The sequence below is a fragment of the Paenibacillus sp. 4624 genome (genome assembly GCF_050435065.1).
Lineage (GTDB): Bacteria > Bacillota > Bacilli > Paenibacillales > Paenibacillaceae > Paenibacillus > Paenibacillus amylolyticus_D.
This window is the reverse complement of the sequence record NZ_JBNDJR010000012.1, coordinates 113576-129446: the sequence shown is the minus strand read 5'-3', so window position 1 is coordinate 129446 and position 15871 is coordinate 113576. Positions and strand designations below refer to the sequence as shown.

General features: G+C 44.5%; 22 protein-coding genes. 19 read left to right on the top strand and 3 right to left on the bottom strand.

Annotated elements, in window-relative coordinates:
• Nucleotides 1-5: 5 nt before the first annotated feature.
• From ABIE27_RS24640 to ABIE27_RS24605, 8 genes are all read left to right on the top strand, one after another.
• Entirely contained in the window at nt 6-368 is a 363-nt protein-coding gene (locus tag ABIE27_RS24640; protein WP_429351744.1) for a DUF2577 family protein, read from the top strand.
• Nucleotides 352-768 carry a DUF2634 domain-containing protein gene (locus tag ABIE27_RS24635; RefSeq protein ID WP_429351743.1) on the top strand — a complete coding sequence of 139 codons (417 nt, stop codon included), beginning with the start codon at nt 352-354 and terminating at the stop codon, nt 766-768. The genes ABIE27_RS24640 and ABIE27_RS24635 overlap by 17 nt, the downstream gene beginning before the upstream one ends.
• Nucleotides 761-1846 (top strand): baseplate J/gp47 family protein, encoded by a 1086-nt coding sequence (locus ABIE27_RS24630; RefSeq protein ID WP_429351742.1) that lies wholly within the window; start codon nt 761-763, stop codon nt 1844-1846. The genes ABIE27_RS24635 and ABIE27_RS24630 overlap by 8 nt, the downstream gene beginning before the upstream one ends.
• Nucleotides 1839-2420 carry a putative phage tail protein gene (locus ABIE27_RS24625; RefSeq protein ID WP_429351741.1) on the top strand — a complete coding sequence of 194 codons (582 nt, stop codon included), beginning with the start codon at nt 1839-1841 and terminating at the stop codon, nt 2418-2420. The genes ABIE27_RS24630 and ABIE27_RS24625 overlap by 8 nt, the downstream gene beginning before the upstream one ends.
• Nucleotides 2420-2701, top strand: coding sequence for a ketopantoate hydroxymethyltransferase (locus tag ABIE27_RS24620; RefSeq protein ID WP_429351740.1), 282 nt, complete (start codon nt 2420-2422; stop codon nt 2699-2701). Before ABIE27_RS24625 ends, ABIE27_RS24620 begins: the two co-directional genes overlap by 1 nt.
• Entirely contained in the window at nt 2701-4554 is a 1854-nt protein-coding gene (locus ABIE27_RS24615; RefSeq protein ID WP_429351739.1) for a pyocin knob domain-containing protein, read from the top strand. Before ABIE27_RS24620 ends, ABIE27_RS24615 begins: the two co-directional genes overlap by 1 nt.
• A 235-nt stretch (nt 4555-4789) precedes the next feature.
• Complete coding sequence (locus ABIE27_RS24610) at nt 4790-5176, top strand: phage holin family protein (protein ID WP_429351823.1); 387 nt, start codon at nt 4790-4792, stop codon at nt 5174-5176.
• Entirely contained in the window at nt 5136-6095 is a 960-nt protein-coding gene (locus ABIE27_RS24605; protein ID WP_429351738.1) for a glycoside hydrolase family 25 protein, read from the top strand. The genes ABIE27_RS24610 and ABIE27_RS24605 overlap by 41 nt, the downstream gene beginning before the upstream one ends.
• Nucleotides 6096-6171: 76 nt before the next feature.
• Here ABIE27_RS24605 and ABIE27_RS24600 read toward each other — a convergent pair whose 3' ends face one another.
• Both ABIE27_RS24600 and ABIE27_RS24595 read right to left on the bottom strand, forming a co-directional pair.
• A complete protein-coding gene (locus ABIE27_RS24600) occupies nt 6172-6348 on the bottom strand; it encodes a hypothetical protein (protein WP_429351737.1) in 177 nt (58 codons plus the stop codon).
• A gap of 197 nt (nt 6349-6545) precedes the next feature.
• Nucleotides 6546-6683, bottom strand: a complete 138-nt coding sequence (locus tag ABIE27_RS24595; RefSeq protein WP_211085466.1) for a hypothetical protein — start codon at nt 6681-6683, stop codon at nt 6546-6548.
• Between the two features lie 110 nt (nt 6684-6793).
• On the opposite strand from ABIE27_RS24595, the gene ABIE27_RS24590 reads away from it, so the two are divergent.
• From ABIE27_RS24590 to ABIE27_RS24565, 6 genes are all read left to right on the top strand, one after another.
• A complete protein-coding gene (locus ABIE27_RS24590) occupies nt 6794-7006 on the top strand; it encodes a helix-turn-helix domain-containing protein (protein ID WP_429351736.1) in 213 nt (70 codons plus the stop codon).
• 189 nt (nt 7007-7195) lie between these two features.
• A complete protein-coding gene (locus ABIE27_RS24585) occupies nt 7196-7756 on the top strand; it encodes a hypothetical protein (RefSeq protein WP_429351735.1) in 561 nt (186 codons plus the stop codon).
• Between the two features lie 25 nt (nt 7757-7781).
• Nucleotides 7782-8120 carry a hypothetical protein gene (locus tag ABIE27_RS24580; protein WP_429351734.1) on the top strand — a complete coding sequence of 113 codons (339 nt, stop codon included), beginning with the start codon at nt 7782-7784 and terminating at the stop codon, nt 8118-8120.
• A 144-nt stretch (nt 8121-8264) separates the two neighbouring features.
• On the top strand, nt 8265-8465 hold the full coding sequence (locus tag ABIE27_RS24575) for a hypothetical protein (protein ID WP_429351733.1): 201 nt from the start codon (nt 8265-8267) through the stop codon (nt 8463-8465).
• Between the two features lie 5 nt (nt 8466-8470).
• Nucleotides 8471-8761, top strand: a complete 291-nt coding sequence (locus ABIE27_RS24570) for a hypothetical protein (protein ID WP_429351732.1) — start codon at nt 8471-8473, stop codon at nt 8759-8761.
• Nucleotides 8762-8774: 13 nt separating this feature from the next.
• Complete coding sequence (locus ABIE27_RS24565) at nt 8775-9110, top strand: YolD-like family protein (protein WP_429351731.1); 336 nt, start codon at nt 8775-8777, stop codon at nt 9108-9110.
• A 19-nt stretch (nt 9111-9129) separates the two neighbouring features.
• On the opposite strand, the gene ABIE27_RS24560 is transcribed toward ABIE27_RS24565, so the two are convergent.
• The gene (locus ABIE27_RS24560) at nt 9130-9450 is read right to left on the bottom strand and encodes a recombinase family protein (protein WP_429351730.1); all 321 of its coding nucleotides are present in this window, start codon (nt 9448-9450) and stop codon (nt 9130-9132) included.
• Between the two features lie 215 nt (nt 9451-9665).
• Here ABIE27_RS24560 and ABIE27_RS24555 point away from each other — a divergent pair, with 215 nt between their 5' ends.
• The 5 genes from ABIE27_RS24555 to ABIE27_RS24535 all read left to right on the top strand — a co-directional run bounded on the left by ABIE27_RS24555 (nt 9666) and on the right by ABIE27_RS24535 (nt 15632).
• Nucleotides 9666-9863, top strand: a complete 198-nt coding sequence (locus tag ABIE27_RS24555; protein ID WP_123066182.1) for a hypothetical protein — start codon at nt 9666-9668, stop codon at nt 9861-9863.
• On the top strand, nt 9856-10428 hold the full coding sequence (locus ABIE27_RS24550) for a zeta toxin family protein (RefSeq protein ID WP_429351729.1): 573 nt from the start codon (nt 9856-9858) through the stop codon (nt 10426-10428). Before ABIE27_RS24555 ends, ABIE27_RS24550 begins: the two co-directional genes overlap by 8 nt.
• A 669-nt stretch (nt 10429-11097) precedes the next feature.
• Entirely contained in the window at nt 11098-11460 is a 363-nt protein-coding gene (locus ABIE27_RS24545) for a hypothetical protein (RefSeq protein WP_429351728.1), read from the top strand.
• 276 nt (nt 11461-11736) lie between these two features.
• On the top strand, nt 11737-14025 hold the full coding sequence (locus ABIE27_RS24540; protein ID WP_429351822.1) for a histidine kinase: 2289 nt from the start codon (nt 11737-11739) through the stop codon (nt 14023-14025).
• Entirely contained in the window at nt 14013-15632 is a 1620-nt protein-coding gene (locus tag ABIE27_RS24535) for a response regulator (protein ID WP_429351727.1), read from the top strand. Before ABIE27_RS24540 ends, ABIE27_RS24535 begins: the two co-directional genes overlap by 13 nt.
• Nucleotides 15633-15871: the final 239 nt, after the last annotated feature.

Here is a 15871-nt window from a genome sequence, read left to right as displayed (position 1 = left end):
ATACGATGTTGGACATTATCAAACAGGCTGCCGTTGCCGCCGTCCAAGCTGGCAGTCCTGTGCAACTGCTTGAAGCTACCGTGTTGACACCGCCACCTGCATTAAGCATCCAAATTGGATTGGACACCAAGAATCCCATACCAGCGGAACTGCTACAGGTTGCTGAACACTTAACCAATCATACGAGAAAAGTGGAACTCGAAGGTGATTTTGAGTTTGGTGGTGTTGTGCAGGAAGGTACGTTCAAAGGGGCTATGATCTTTACGGATGAATTGCAACCAGGCGAACGAGTAGTGGTCATGAGTGTACAAGGCGGCCAGTCTTTTTACATCGCGGGGAGGGCTGTAATTTATGGCGCTGACTCCTGATTTAAATATCCAAGTACCTGACCTGTTTACGTCTGAGATCCAGCCGACTAGGACATATTCATTCGACCCCGCAACGGGAGAGATTGGGCGGCCTATAGATGGCTTGGCTGCCATGAAGCAATTTGTAATTAAGGCAATCCGGACGATACGCTTCGAACACGTCATTTATCCGGATAGTTATGGGGCGGAGTCGGATACGGTGGTTGGATTGGGATCGAGCACAGCCTTTGTTGCATCTGAACTACCACGGGTTATCACTGAGGCGTTGATCTATGACGAGCGGATCAGCGAGGTGCGTGACTTTGACATTGAGCAACAGGGTGACAGTGCGACGGTTTCATTCACTGTTGTAACGATTGAAGGAGATCTGCGACTGACGGAGGTAGTCGGAAATGTATAACACAGAGGAATACGAGTACGAAGCCATCCTACAGCGGATGCTGGATCGGGTGCCGGATGACATTGATAAACGACCAGGCAGTATTATTTATGATGCTTTAGCGCCTGCAGCTGCCGAATTAACTCAAGCTTATATAGATTTATCTGCAGGTGATGACTTATACAATGTCGATACAGCCACAGATGAATACCTTACCCGAGGCACAGCTCAATGGGGTGTAAATCGAAAGCAAGCAACGTTTTCAGTTCGAAAAGGCACGTTCTTTGATTCAACCGGAGCAGGAATCGATGTGGCTATCGGAAGCCGTTTTTTTATTGAGGATATCAACTACACTGTCACAGAAAGGATCTCTCAGGGCGTATTTAAACTCACATCTGAAACATCAGGTGTAATGGGGAATAAGCCGTTTGGTGCACTGCTTCCTATGGAATACATCAACGATTTGGCAACAGCAATGTTAAGCGACATCCTGATTCCTGGGGAAGACGAAGAAACGGACGACCAGCTGCGTGAACGATTTTTCGTTGAAATCAACGAAAAACCATTTGGAGGAAATGTAGCTGATTATCGCCAGATGATTAGAGCATTGGATGGAGTTGGAGCGGTGCGGATCACTCCTGTTTGGCAGGGTGGTGGCTCAGTTAAAGCTACAATTATGGCAACGGGGCATGTACCGCCTTCAGCTGCGCTGATCGAGCAGTTACAGGAGCAAGTTGACCCTGTACTCTTTGCAGGGCAAGGACTTGGACTTGCTCCGATCGGACACACCGTTACATTGACTGGAGTTGACTGGATCACAATTAACATTACTACCACATTGGCACTAGATGACGATACGACAATCGGACAAGTGCAGCAGGACGTTGAAGAAGTAATCAATGCTTACCTTCTTGCCTTGCGTCAATCGTGGGAAGTTGATGCACCGTTGGTTATACGGGTTGCTCCACTCGAATCACGCATACTGACCGTTTCCGGTGTTGTCGATGTTAATAGTACGCAACTCAACGGATCTGCAACAAACATCACTCTGACAGTCGATCAAGTACCGCAAAAAGGGACGGTGACACTTAATGAGTAGGCTTTTAGAGTACCTACCTGATTACTATGTGGACAGTAAGCAAATGACATCCTTGCTGATGGCGCAGGAAATGGAGCTGGACAACATTGCTGCAGGAATCTTGCGCCAACGTGATGACATGTTCATTATGACGGCCAGCGCACAAGCAATCAGACGCAGGGAAAAAATGCTCCGTATTCAGGCTGATCCTGCGAAAGAATCCCTGGACTTTCGGCGTAAACGAATTATTAACAGGCAGTCTACTAAGCCACCTTTTACACAACGTTGGCTACAGGTTCAGCTTGATCGACTTATCGGCCCCGGGATGGCCGTTGTGTCGGTTAACCCGGCAGAGTTTTTGTTGATGGTCACGACAAACATAGAGAACGCCAACCTCTTTAAAGAGGTGCAGCACACCATCCAAACGGTCAAGCCAGCCAATATGGCGTACCAGCAAAATACATCTCTGCGGCATGGGATTGGCATTAAGCATACGACTGTCAAAAGGGATGTGTCCTGGAATTATAAGCTAGACGGAAGCTGGAAGCTTGGCGAAAAGCCATTCGCGGATTTAGGGCCGGAGGTGACACTGTAATGGATCAGGAAATTTTGAACGATTTGGCGATACATTTAAACTCTCGCATAACAAAAGTTGTACTGAATGGGGTTTATGAGATTACCAATTTCATTGTAAAAGAAGTTACTGCATCAACGGTGGCCCTTAACTTTTTGATCCCGGCAGCTGACGTGTCTCTGGTAACGCTGATCGAAGTCAAAGGAGACAATATTCGAATAAGTTCCAAGCCAGTCAACGTGCCGATCACGTCGGACAATCTTATGCTTGAAACTTTTGAAATAATAGAGGTGACGGATTAATGGCTAAAACTGATTGGACTATGGAAGACTTTGTTAAAGCACCTGATTTGAACGAGATCGGTGCAGAAATTAATACGATGAAAGATGAGTTCATCAAGAAGTCGATTGCTATCCCTGCAGGAGCAGATCTTAATACTTACATGACAGAGGGGAGCTATTATTGTCCAGCTAATGCAATAGTGGACACGTTATTAAATGTTCCCACAGCAGAAGCATTTCACTTAACAGTCGAGCCGCATGCGGGTGTATCGCAAACCCTGACCACCTTTCAGCCTGGAGACTTGGAAGTTTTCCAAAGAAACTATTATTTTGGATGGGGCCCGTGGAAGAAAGTGCCGACAAATGCGGAAGTATCCCAAGCAGAGACAAACGCCAAAAACGCAAGTTTACCACGTACTGGCGGAACATTGACGGGAAGAGTTGATTTTCAAACATGGGGTTCTTTCTCCGCTGATGCCGGGGGAGGCGTGCTTTATGGTAGTAACTGTTACTTAGACCCGAGCGGATCGCCCCGAACTTTTAGATATACCAACACTCATGTCAATTTAGGCGCAAGAGGTATATTCATGGTGTACCCCAGTTCTTCTACTGGGGTGATAGAAATATATGAGTTTGACACCGGGGCAGTAGCGTCAACTGCTGGAGCGGCTTTTACACCATCGCTTAAGCGTATTATCAATGCGGATGATTTAATTTTGCCTAATGACAACCCGACAAGTAATTTTCTTTCCAATTCATCGGGAATATTCGGCTTAAACGGTTGGACTAATGTTGGTGGATACCCAATATTGGCATCATCTAGCCCGGATGTGACTGGATTTTTCTATATTAATGATGCTGTACCATCGGGCCAATATGCCGTGCTGGATAGTGCTGTGATAAACGTATATCCCGGCAGTCAATACGACTTGCAAGCCATGTTTTTTAGTGTGGGGTCACCTTCTGGCACCGTTATCCAAATAGAAGTTAAAAACGAGTCTACTGGCGCGACTTTATTCAATTTAGCGGCAGACCCGCAAAAATGGTGGCACCGTAAAAAGACGAATTTCACGATGCCTCCTTTAGTCAGCCAGGTCAGGATAAGGCTCGTAGTTAGCAACGCTCCAAGTGGTCAAACAAAAGGGTTTGCACGGATTAGATTTAACCTCCGTAATTTGCCAAACAAAGATGTTCCGTATGACTTCACGGGCGACATGAACTATATCGCTGGTGAGTTGCAAGCGGTAAAGACATCTGGCGTTGACGCGAAGCAGGGCGTGGTTAACGCCATCAACGCCAAGGGTGGCAGTGCTTCGATGTCCGATACATGGGCGCAACTGGCGGCAAAAATACAGTCTATTCAGCAAGGCCAGTACCAAATGATCGATCCCGTCAGTAACATATCGTTCGCTGTACCAAGTTACTCGCAGGGACTTGTTATCATTTCTACATTTGCAACCTTTAGTGCTGGTACAAGATTAATATCCCTCATACCACAGACGGTAGAAAATACGTTATCCTATATAAGTTTGCTCAGTACATCAAGCTCGTCAAATGTGAGGTTTGCTTTAAGGGATTCAGGCGGCAACCTTTGGGATATAGGATTATCCGCGAATGGATCGTCAGATATACGTACCACTTTACTCTATAGCACTATCGATCTTGTTAACGGTATGCAAACATGCCAATACGCAAACTCATATTTACAGTATCCTACATCTGCTCGTGAGTGGGGTTATGCGAGGAGAAGTGCACCACCTGGTTTCAACAGCGGCGGGCCGCTGTCTCTCGTTTTGGCGGCAGACTCATTCCTTTCCTCGCCTACATCAGCGTCCAACAACTGTCAATTCAGGCATCGTATAAATTCGATGTAATATTCAAAATAAAGGGGCGTGGCGTTGTGAGCCGTGAAAGCTTTTACCGCATACTCATATTCGTCATGCTGGCATTGAAAGGGGTGATAAGAATCGTGGAATAGTTTTTGATTAACACGACCACAACGGGATCGTGTTTTTTTTATGTTTCAGAAAGACAAAGTCAATATATTAAATAGATCGGGGATATGAAGTGGAAAACGTGGGGAAATGGGCTTTAGCCGTTGGCAGCTGGATGCTGTCTTATTTTTTTGGAGGTTGGTCTGGAGTGTTAGGTGTATTGCTTGTATTTGTGATGCTGGATTATCTGACTGGTGTGGTAGCAGCCGGTTCAGTTGGGGGATTGAAAAGCAAAATCGGCCTTATCGGGATCGCCCGTAAGGTCTTTATTTTTGCCATGGTAGCGGTTGGCCACTTAGTGGATGGCATTCTGGGTGATGGCCATTTGTTCAGGGATACTGTCGCTTTTTTTTATATCGCGAATGAGCTGCTGTCTATTACTGAAAATGGTGGGAAGATGGGAGCGCCTATCCCGGCCGTGATCAAGCAGGCTATTGAAGTGTTGAAGGGCAAGGGTGGTAATGATAACGACAAAGGAGCTGGTACAGATGCAAGCGCGTAAACAAGGGAACGCACAAGGGATTGACGTATCACATCACAATGGATCTATTGACTTTAAAAGGGTGGCAGCGGACGGGATCTCCTTCGTATTTATCAAGGCCACACAGGGGAAGTCCTTCCGATCCAATAAGTTTCTCCAGTTTGTCCGGGATGCCAAAGCAGCAGGCTTGCTGATCGGCGCTTACCATTACGTGGATGATTCGGCGGGGAGTGTGGAAGCGGTCAAAGCTGAGGCAGCCAACTTCTATAAAGCCATCCAAGATGCTGGCGGGATCGGCGTATTTGACTTGCCCCCAGTGATGGATTATGAGTCTAATAAAAACGGGTACAGCAAAGCAACGATTACAGCCGTTGCTAAGACTTTCCTTGAAACGATTCACAACCTGACCGGAGTTAAACCGCTGGTGTATACATATCCGGCGTTTATCAGCAATTTTACAGGGTTGTCCTCTTATCCGCTTTGGATTGCACGTTATAGCACGCAAACGCCTGCTGATGCGTCTGGCTGGACTCGTTGGGACTTCTGGCAATACTCTGACGGTGCTGCAGGTGGATATCTTCCACGGGGCAACCGTAAGGTTGACGGAATCAGCGGCGCGGTGGATCTGAACGAGTTCGATGGTACGGTTGCCGACTTGAAAGCCAAGTATGCTAAGAAAAATGAACCTGTGAAGGAGGAGAAGCCAGTGACACAACAACGCGACATCAACATTGTCAGCCCATGGGCCGCATCTACGTGGGAAGAAGTTACAGCCAATGGTTACTATGATGGTACACGTCCTGGTGCGTTGATTACCCGTGAAGAATCTGCAGCAGTGATGAACCGACTCAGGAAAAATCTCCTGAAGCTGCTTGCCGGAATTAACGGTGATGTAGCCGACCTGGATGAACGATTGAAGAAGATTGAAGCGGAAGGATAATTGTGGTAAAAGTTATTCAAATCCGAAAGCATCGGTAAAAAAACACTGCTGGCATAACGCTGGCAGTGTTTTTTGTTTACATATATAGTTTGATCACGCATCGCGTTTGGCTTTTGTTTGTCCGCAGCTCAGCTACGGCTTTGCGCCCCAGTAGACGTTTAACGATCCGGACCGCCTGATAATACTTATCTACCCCACTCACATAAATGTATGTGATGTCTTCTGAAGCATTGTATCTCCATGGTAATTGCATTCCCCAATCCAACCCTCCTATTACTTCTTGAAATTTTTAATCGACAGTGTTAAAGCGATGACTGAGATGACTAGCCCACCTAAAGCAATGCTCCATATAGCGATGTCCATCCTAAGCCCTCCTAGTGGAAATTTAATTGCCGTTTATGATAAGATTGGGGTGAGCAGGCGCTGTGTTAGCCGCCTACTCGGGAACTTTTAACGTTTGCGTGGTGCGCGTCGTTTGGTTCCTTTTTTCTTTTTCTTGCTCTTAGCAGTGGTACTTAGCATATTGACGATGGCAGTCGTCATGTTTGCGATAGCTGTTAGGAGCAAGACCCAATCCAATGTTTTCATTGCTGTTGTTCACCTCCTTATATATATAATACAACGAAATTCGTTGAATGTCAACGATAATCGTTGAATTATCTTCTATAAATGTGTATGATGTAATTGAGGTGATAAAGATGATTAGATTGAAGTTGAATGAACTTATGGATGAACGAGGGCTTAACCCTCGCCAGATAAGCAACATGACAGGAATCAGATGGAATACTGTATCTGATATGGCTGAGAATAAATCGAAGGCCTGGTCGCCTGAAAACTTGAATAAAATCATGATAGCATTGGAACTTTCAGAGATATCGCAATTGATTGAATACAAAAAAGGAACAGCTTAAGTATTATGGGCTGTTCCTTTTATTCATTTGGAACTACGAGGTAGGTATTAATGATCAAATTTGTGTAAAAAAATGTCGAATGTTAGATATTGGATTTTTTTGTGTGATATCATATTTGTATGTAATGGGATTTATTAGAATTGTTTAATCCTATACAAATAATACATATCATACGGAGGTTTATCTAAAATGAAAAAAGCTTTAGTAGCATTCACACTCACAGCTGCACTAGTAATTCCAAGCGCTTCTTTCGCTTCAGCAGAAAGTATTGTTCAGCCAGTTACAAGCAGTCAATCAGAAGTTCAAATTACTAATTTGGGTCAAAATGCAAATGATGCATTCTTCGCTTCCCAATCCTCAAAAGAGGTAATTCATAGAGGCGGTGATAATTATGTAATTTCCCCGATGTCAACTGATGGAGAGAGATTGTATTATTCATTCTCAGGACTTACTAATTATGTTTGGACTGATAGTAACTTACCTATTCATCGATCAGGTGCGATTAGCATAACTTTAGTTCAAACCTCTGGAAACTCTGATCAACTAGCCGGAGTTGAATACCAGTTTGCAACGAAAGATGGAACAAAAAAATCATCAGTCATTCGCGTAGTCGGAAATATTACTGATACAAACACTACAATTAATTTTTCTGATGTTCCTGCAGGAACATCAAAAAAACCAGTGTACTTACTTATAAAAAAAGTCTCTCCAGGTAAAGATTCAATCAGAGGCAATGGCACTACAAGTTAAAATCATTCAAAGAAGGGATGTTTCTATGAAAACAAAAAAAAAATTGGGACTAATGGTAGCAGCAACGGTCCTTGGAACAGTGGCAATAGTGGGATTCACACCTGATTTAATTAATGCATCATCTGAATCACAATTGGACACTAATCAAGCTCAGGTTACTGAAGAAGAATTGCCTGCTTCATTGAGAGCTGGGCATCCTGATGAGATTTATGTTAAAGATTACGGGGTCTTTGTGAAGGTAGATCCAACAGAAATTAGTTATCCAGACGAAAATGTGGTGGATAATGAATTAAAAGTTACCAGTGAAACTACTGCAATAGTCGCTTATGATGCAGCTTATGTTAAAACAAGAGATTGGAAATAACAGACGCAATAAGTCTCAATATGACTAGCGTAAGGAGGAAAAGTCTCCTTACGCTTTTTTATGTTTTTATTTCCATTGAATAACGAACACACATTCGCATATAATAACAAAAAGCAAACAAACGTTCTTGTTGGAGGGATGAACATGCCAGTGAAATACTTGGGTTGGTTAGTAGAGATCATATATGAGGATCAAAGCGGGAAGATCACGAAGCGCCGCATCCAGATTAAAAGTATTCGGTCCGGAATGATCAAAGCTGATGATTTGTTGTCTGGTCAGCCACGAACATTTAAGGAATCGGGTTTACTGGCATGGCAACCCATTAAAACAGGGGAAGGGGCATAATCATATTGACTGATTACCAGCGCAAAGTGCTTCGGATTTTGTATAACTTTAAGAGCGGCCGCCGCCGTTTTCCCACTGTGCATGAGCTGACAGTCAAGACGGGTAAATATAAAGCCGATGTCATGGCTGCTTTGGACTTTCTCGTGTCTTCAAATTACATACAATGGGATGACAAGTCTGATACGGCCAACATCGTGATTCTGGAAGGTTGGGAGCGGGAATCTGAGAAGCCACAGCTTCCTGCCTCACCACAGACGATTAAGCCAGCTAATACGGACTACTGGACACAATATTGAGGGGGAATGAACTGTGGCAAGCAAATTGACAGGGAACGGAGTTTTCGAGGGATCACGCATAATACTTCCCGAGCATCGAGATGCGTATCTTCAGGCGATGAGTGTGCAAGAAAGAAGAGGGAAACCGGTCTTGGATGAACAGGAAATGCAGCTCATTGAAGAAGCTATATTTGAATCATACCAGGAACGCCATTCCGTTACGCTTACGGTATTCAATCCTTTTGACGATGAAGAGATAAGGGGTGTCGTGGCATCGATCGACAGGCAAAACAGGAGAGTCAAGCTTGTGCGCGGCGAAGAGGATTATAGTTGGATTCAAATCGAAGAGATTATAAAATCGGGCATATAAATAGGAAGAGACCGGGTAACTAAACCCGGTCTTTTTGTCGTACATATACAATTTCTTTACCTTGATCAATGAATTCCTTCTCAATATTAATTAGTTGATCCACATTTCGTGAAATGCGGGAAGGATCTAGGGCAACCAGTTTGTTAATCCCGCTATGTACCATGTATCCGAGGGCATCTGCCAATGTTGCCTTGCTATGTTCATTTGATCCATGAACCTCGTAAAATTTATCTACGCTTAATCCTTCGTTCTTAGCAAAGTCCACAATCGCGTTTTTTTGTGATTCTACTGTTTGTTCAACAGTCGCTACCCTGGCATAAGCAATATATTTTTCAGACATATGTACACCCCTTCATTATGAATGGATTCGATTTAATCGACCTTATTATATCATTTATTTTCCATCTGAAAGAAGTGCGGGATATTAAGTACCAAGTGGGGGTCGATGCCCCTCGCCTCCATTAGAGTCAAGTCAAAAACCATCAACCAGCGTTCTGGTTGGTGGTTTTTCTGTTTATGATATAATAAGCATAAATTTAGATTGGGGGATTCAAGATGTTTGAAACTCGAGAACAGCTCCAAGAAATCTTAAAAAAAGCCAATCAACATGCGCGGAAACAAGCTAAAGAATCAGGTGCCTCTATTTATTATATAAAGAACAACAAACGCGTCCGTGAGGATGCTGAAGGCAATAAATTCGAAATTATATTTGATGCTACCGGGAACCGCCAGGAGTTTGAATATCATGAGTGAAGCCAGACCAGTTATGATTGTGTTTGCGGGTACCAACGGAGCAGGGAAAAGTACACTTAGCATGCAAATGAGAGAGTGGCTCGGTGAACTGGTTGACCCGGATCAAATTGCAAGAGAGTTGAAGCCAGAGAATCCGCGCAGTGCTGACCTATCTGCTGGTAGGGAAGCTGTAAAAAGGATCCGATCTCTCATTAAAAGTGGTGTAAACTTCGCTATTGAAACGACATTGTCCGGATCATTTATTTTAAAACATATGAAAATTGCAAAAGAAAACAGTTACGAAATTGTTGTTTACTATATCGGCCTTGAGGATGTTCAAATGCATATAGATCGAGTTGCATCTCGGGTTGAGCAAGGTGGACATTGGATTGCAGAAGAAGACATTCGTTATCGATATGGTCAGTCATTGAAGAACCTTATACCGGCTCTGGCCATTGCAGATCAGGTAATCATTATTGATAATACATACGAGCCTTTAATTGTTGCGGAAATCAGACAGGGTAATTTGATCTATTGTGTTGAGTCCATACCCGCATGGGCTAATCCTGTTCTTAAGGATTACTGATACTTGGGTGACATCAAAATTGTGACTACACCCGTAGAAGCTTATGTGTCGTTATCTTCGGACAGGGGTGCGGTTCCCATCACCTCCATTAGAGTCAAAAAACCATCAATCAGTGTCTGATTGATGGTTTTTCTGTAGATTGGCGAAGTACATTAAAATATAAAGAAAGGAGCCCTAATTATGCTTATACGATATTAAAGGTGCAGGCAGTTCATTATTCATAAGTATTCTGATTTATCTATTAACGGTCCCAATCTACAAAGAGTATCTCACATCTCAACTGGGAGTGATCGCTTTATACGTTTATGTTAGTTGTATATTGGGGATCATCTTATACTCAATTCTTGTTAAGTATAGAAAACAGACAAACTATATATTTTGTTTCTTGTTATATATCCTATTAGGAGGTTTGGCATCTATAGCATACTGGCCCCTATTTTTCATTTTTATAGCAGGTTCATTGGTGTTTTATTTAGTTCAATTAGTACAAAAAAGTAAATTACCTATAGTGTTGTCCATATTGGGGCCGATATCCTTAATTAAATCCCTTCTCCTAATCTAATAAAAAAGGTGTAGGCTACTCTTCTTCAGTCCAAGAGGTCAATCCATTCTATCTCGAATTCGATAAAACTGGTGAACAAAAATACTACATAAAGGAGTTAACCCCAAATGACTGAAAAACACTGGCTTGTCGTGCAATATCCGCTAAAGAGTGCCAATGGCAGCAAACGTGATCAGTGGTTGAAGGAAAAGGTCATGGAGTATCTTGAAACTGCTCTAACCCAGCATGAACTGGGGGAAGTGGATGGATGCGACATGGGGAGTAGCGTTGCTGATCCGAAGAAATATGTGATGAACATCTTCTGCGCGGTGACGGATGAAGAGCGGGGCATTGCATTGGTCAAAAAAGTAATTCGAGAGAGCAGGCTGGATTACACCCGCATCCTCATTGCAACCATGCCTTACGGCACAGAAGGCAGCTACACGCTGAAATTTGCCTCCAAAAAGGGTGTTACTGAGTTTTCGCTATAATCTCAACTACGTATTCAATATGGGCGATCTTCACGTCTTACAGTGGAGGTCGTTTTTTTATGCCGAGTAAGTCACGTTCATTTTGGGTTCAGCATTTTTCGACCTAACGCCCAACCTCTCTACCATACAAACCAGCACAAAGCGATAAAAGGTGTTGAGGCTCTTCCAGATGCAGGCATATAATATACAATTGTATGCGAACCGTGGGAGCGTACACACTCTCCCGGAAATCTGAGAAGAATGGAGGGTCCTGTATTGAGCAGGAAGTTAAATCTGATGTTACGTCTGAGAGAGTTTATGCAACGTAAGCCCAAAACACTCGCCTTTAAAATTCCCTTTGCGTACTTTGTTATTATTCTGCTAACGGTGGCGTTTAGTGCGCTGGTGCTGAACCGTATTTCGGAGAATGACGCGCAACAGAAGATCAATGAAGCGTCTTTGCAGACGATTACGTCGATCCAGACTAATGTCAATCTGATGATCGAGAATGTGAACAATTATTCGAAAATGATTTTCTCCGATCCGAACCTGCAGAACCTGCTAAGGCAAGGCAATGTATATTCTAATTTGCAGATGCAATCCAAGGTTAGTTCCTATTTAACCAACCTTATGCAAGCGGTTCCAATTATTGATTCGGTCTACATTTACGACAACTCGGGACACCGTTTTTCGGTGGGCACACAGCAGTGGCCAGCTTTTCTCGAAGCGAATGTAAAGGATGCACCGTGGTATGAGCAAGCTCTGAATTACAAAGGGCGGTACCTGCTAAGGCTGAATGGCGGTGACAGCAACGAAAAGGAAGCCGGAGCCGGAGCGGTGGCAGAGAATATTAACAACACTGTATACACACGGGCAGATGTAAAAGAAAATAAACGTCAGAACTCTCCTAATCATGAATTTGTTAACAAAGTGACGAGCAAGAACTCGAACAATAATGATCAAGGCTATGAGCAACTCAATAGAGAAATTCATGAAAACGAAAACACTAGCAACATGGACAGCAAAAATACCAACGATATAACCCATAGTCAAAATGTCGGCAGGCCCCCGGCCAACGGTAGAAGTTTAGAAATGGAGACGGAGAAGGACACGGGACAGGGGAAGAAAAAAGAAAATGAGAAAGAAAAAGTGGTCTCTTTTATTCGTCTAATGCGCGACCTGGATGATACCTCTCCACTCGGCTTTCTGGTCATGAACATCAAAGAGAAATCCATTGCGCAGGCTTACGCTAATCTACCGGCATCTGATTCATTTCAGGTAGCCATTCTGGACGAGCATCAGCAGATTATCACATCGAATGCAGCTTCTACAGCTTCTTCTTCAACATCTCTGGCATACACAGCCTCATCAAAATCTACCGCACATATAGCAACTCAAGGATCTGCAGCATCCGAAGAGGTAATTACATCTGATGCATCCTCGTCCACAGCTCAGAAGCAGGCAAGTTTGCAAGACATTTTAGAGGCCAATCAAGCGAAGTTAAAGCAGGCATTTCAGGAAGAGCCTTCAGGCGTTCTGACTCTACATTCCGGAGGACAAGATTACGCGGTGACCTACCGCTCGGCAGGTGAAGACCAGTGGAAATACATCAGCATGAGTCCATATCGTGCAACAGATACCCGCAACACATCTCTGGTTCTGCTTGCTTTCATGTTGCTGGCGGTGAATGGATCTGTCTTTTTTATCAGTTCTTTTATTATCTCTCGTAGCGTCATTAAGCCGATTCATAAGTTACTCCGATCCATGCAAAAAGCACCCAGTGGCAACTTCCGCAAAGTTAAAGTGGAGCTGAACAGTTACGAATTTGAACAACTGTACAGTGGCTACAACCAGATGATTGAGCAGATCGAGCAGATGCTGAGTCGCATTATTCAGGAGCAGCAGACGATCCGCCGAGCGGAGTTGAACACGCTCCAAGCACAGATCAAACCGCATTTTCTGTACAACACACTCGACTCGATTACTTCTCTGGCGATGTCGGGTATGAACGATAAAGTGTGCGAGATGCTGGAGGCACTCGGGAGTTATTATCGGCTGAGTGTGAGCAAAGGCAATGAGGTCATCACACTACGCGAAGAGGTTGAGATTGTACGTCATTATCTGACCATCCAGCAGGTGCGTTATCCGGGTGTATTTGAGGTACGGTACGATATCGATCCGGACTGTGAGCAGGTGCTAATTCCAAAACTCGTACTCCAACCCCTGGTGGAAAATTCACTCTATCATGGTATTCGCGCCAAAGGCAGCTCAGGTATTATACGTATTCAGGCGCAGCAAACGGGAGACAGCGTTACTCTAACACTTACGGACGATGGAGCGGGTATGTCCGAGGATCAAATGCAGCAGATCCAGCGCACAGAAAAGCACAAATTCTTAAGGCCTGTGCATGATCAGTCAGAGTCTAACTCCAATGTGAATGCAAGCTTTGGTCTGTGGGGAACGATGGAGCGGCTGCGTATATTTTATGATCGTGAAGATGTGTTGAATCTTGAAAGTGTGCCTGGAAAAGGAACCAGCATAACCATTACGATCCCGAAGGGAGACGTTGGATCATGGAACCGTTAAAAGTACTCCTCGTGGATGACGAGTATCTCATCCGAAATCTACTACGTATGCGCATCGATTGGCAGGTACAAGGCATGCAAATCGTTGGCGAAGCCTGCGATGCGGCAGAAGCCTTAGAGCAGGTTGAGTTGCTACATCCGGATATTGTATTTACGGATATTTATATGCCCAAGATGGATGGCATTGAGCTGAGCGGTCTCATCTTGAAGCGTTACCCGAACATCAAAATTGTGGTGGTGACGGGACATGATGAATTTGAATATGCACGTCAGAGTGTGAAGCTGGGCATATCCGATTTTATTTTGAAACCCATTCGAGCTACTGAATTATTACAGGTTACCACCAAGCTGCGAGCGGCTATCGAGCAGGAGAGAGGAAGGGAATATGAGCTGAGCAAGCTACGAGAGGAGATGAAGCGCAGTCTGCCGTACCTCAAGGAACGTTTTGTGAATCAGTGGTTGCAGGGGATTTTACATGAGGAAGAGGTGCGGGAACAGTTGCATTTCTACCGCATTCCAATCGCTGCGGACAACCCGCAGTCTCGACTAGCCATCATCGAGGTACAGGCCGCGTTATCTTCACAAGCGGAGACTTCTACAGAGGAAGCTCAGATCCTGATGCGTATGGATAGTTTGAAGCACGTACAGGCCTACTACCAGCACGATTTATACAAAATAATTGTCATGGACACACACAATCGTATTGTCATCCTTGCGACCGACCCTGATGCCAAGCTAACCGAGCAGGCCGAGCAGCTTCTGGGAGAACTGCGATGTCTGCTTAAAGTTGACGGTTCCGAGGCAGACGTAACGATCGGGATTGGACAGCTGTACTCTGGGTGGGAGAGTGTCTGTATTGCTTACCGTGAAGCATGTCGTGCTCTGGATTACCAGACGTTTGTGGGGAAAAACCAGGTCATCTGCTTCGAGGATCTCGTGATCGAAAGCGATAAACGCAGTCAGCCGTATCGCTCGGATAAAGGGCTTCTAGAGCAGCTGCAATTCTGCATTAGCATTGGTGCGGAAGAGGAGGCTGTGTCGTTACTTAAACAGATCCTTGCTGCCCCATTCTCCAATACAGCTCAGTTCCGCATGGCGGCTATGGATGTAATTACCGAATGCCAACGTGCCGCCATGGAGCAGCAGCTTGAGGGTGAACAGGTATTTAACCAGGAAGCTGTTGCCATGATGCTGATGGCAGAGCATTTACCGGACTTGAGAGCGATGCTGGAGCAACATGTCCGGGCCATATCGGGTGTGATTAAAGCCAAACGGCAAGCGAAGGAAGTCAATTTAACCGATCAGGTCAAGGCGTACCTGGAAGAGCAGATGAGCAATGCAGAGGTGGGGCTGTCGAGTACAGCCGCGGCTTTTTACGTAAGTCCGGGTCACTTGGGGCGTTTGATGAAAAAAGAAACCGGGCAGACGTTTGTCGAATATTTAACGCAGCTTCGTATGAAGAAGGCCGAATCATTGCTGAAGCAGACTGATTTGAAAGGGTATGAGATCGGGGAGCAGGTAGGCATCCCGGACCCGCATTACTTCAGCGTGTTATTCAAAAAACAGTTCGGCCGCTCCATGAACGAATACCGGAACGTCCGAAATTAACGCTATATCTCAAAATGGTCGCGCTTTCAATTGTGTTCGAATATTACAAGTCGATGCCTGTTTTCTAAATGGAGCACAGTGCGAACTGCTACTAAAATATGGATATATAGTTGAATTACTTTTTACACATAAACGGAGAGGACAGAAAAAACCTGAAGAAGCGGAGCCAAAGCTTTCTGAAAGAAAGCTGCATCGAAAGCATACACTTCGCCTTTATCACGGGATTTTACCCTTTCAGA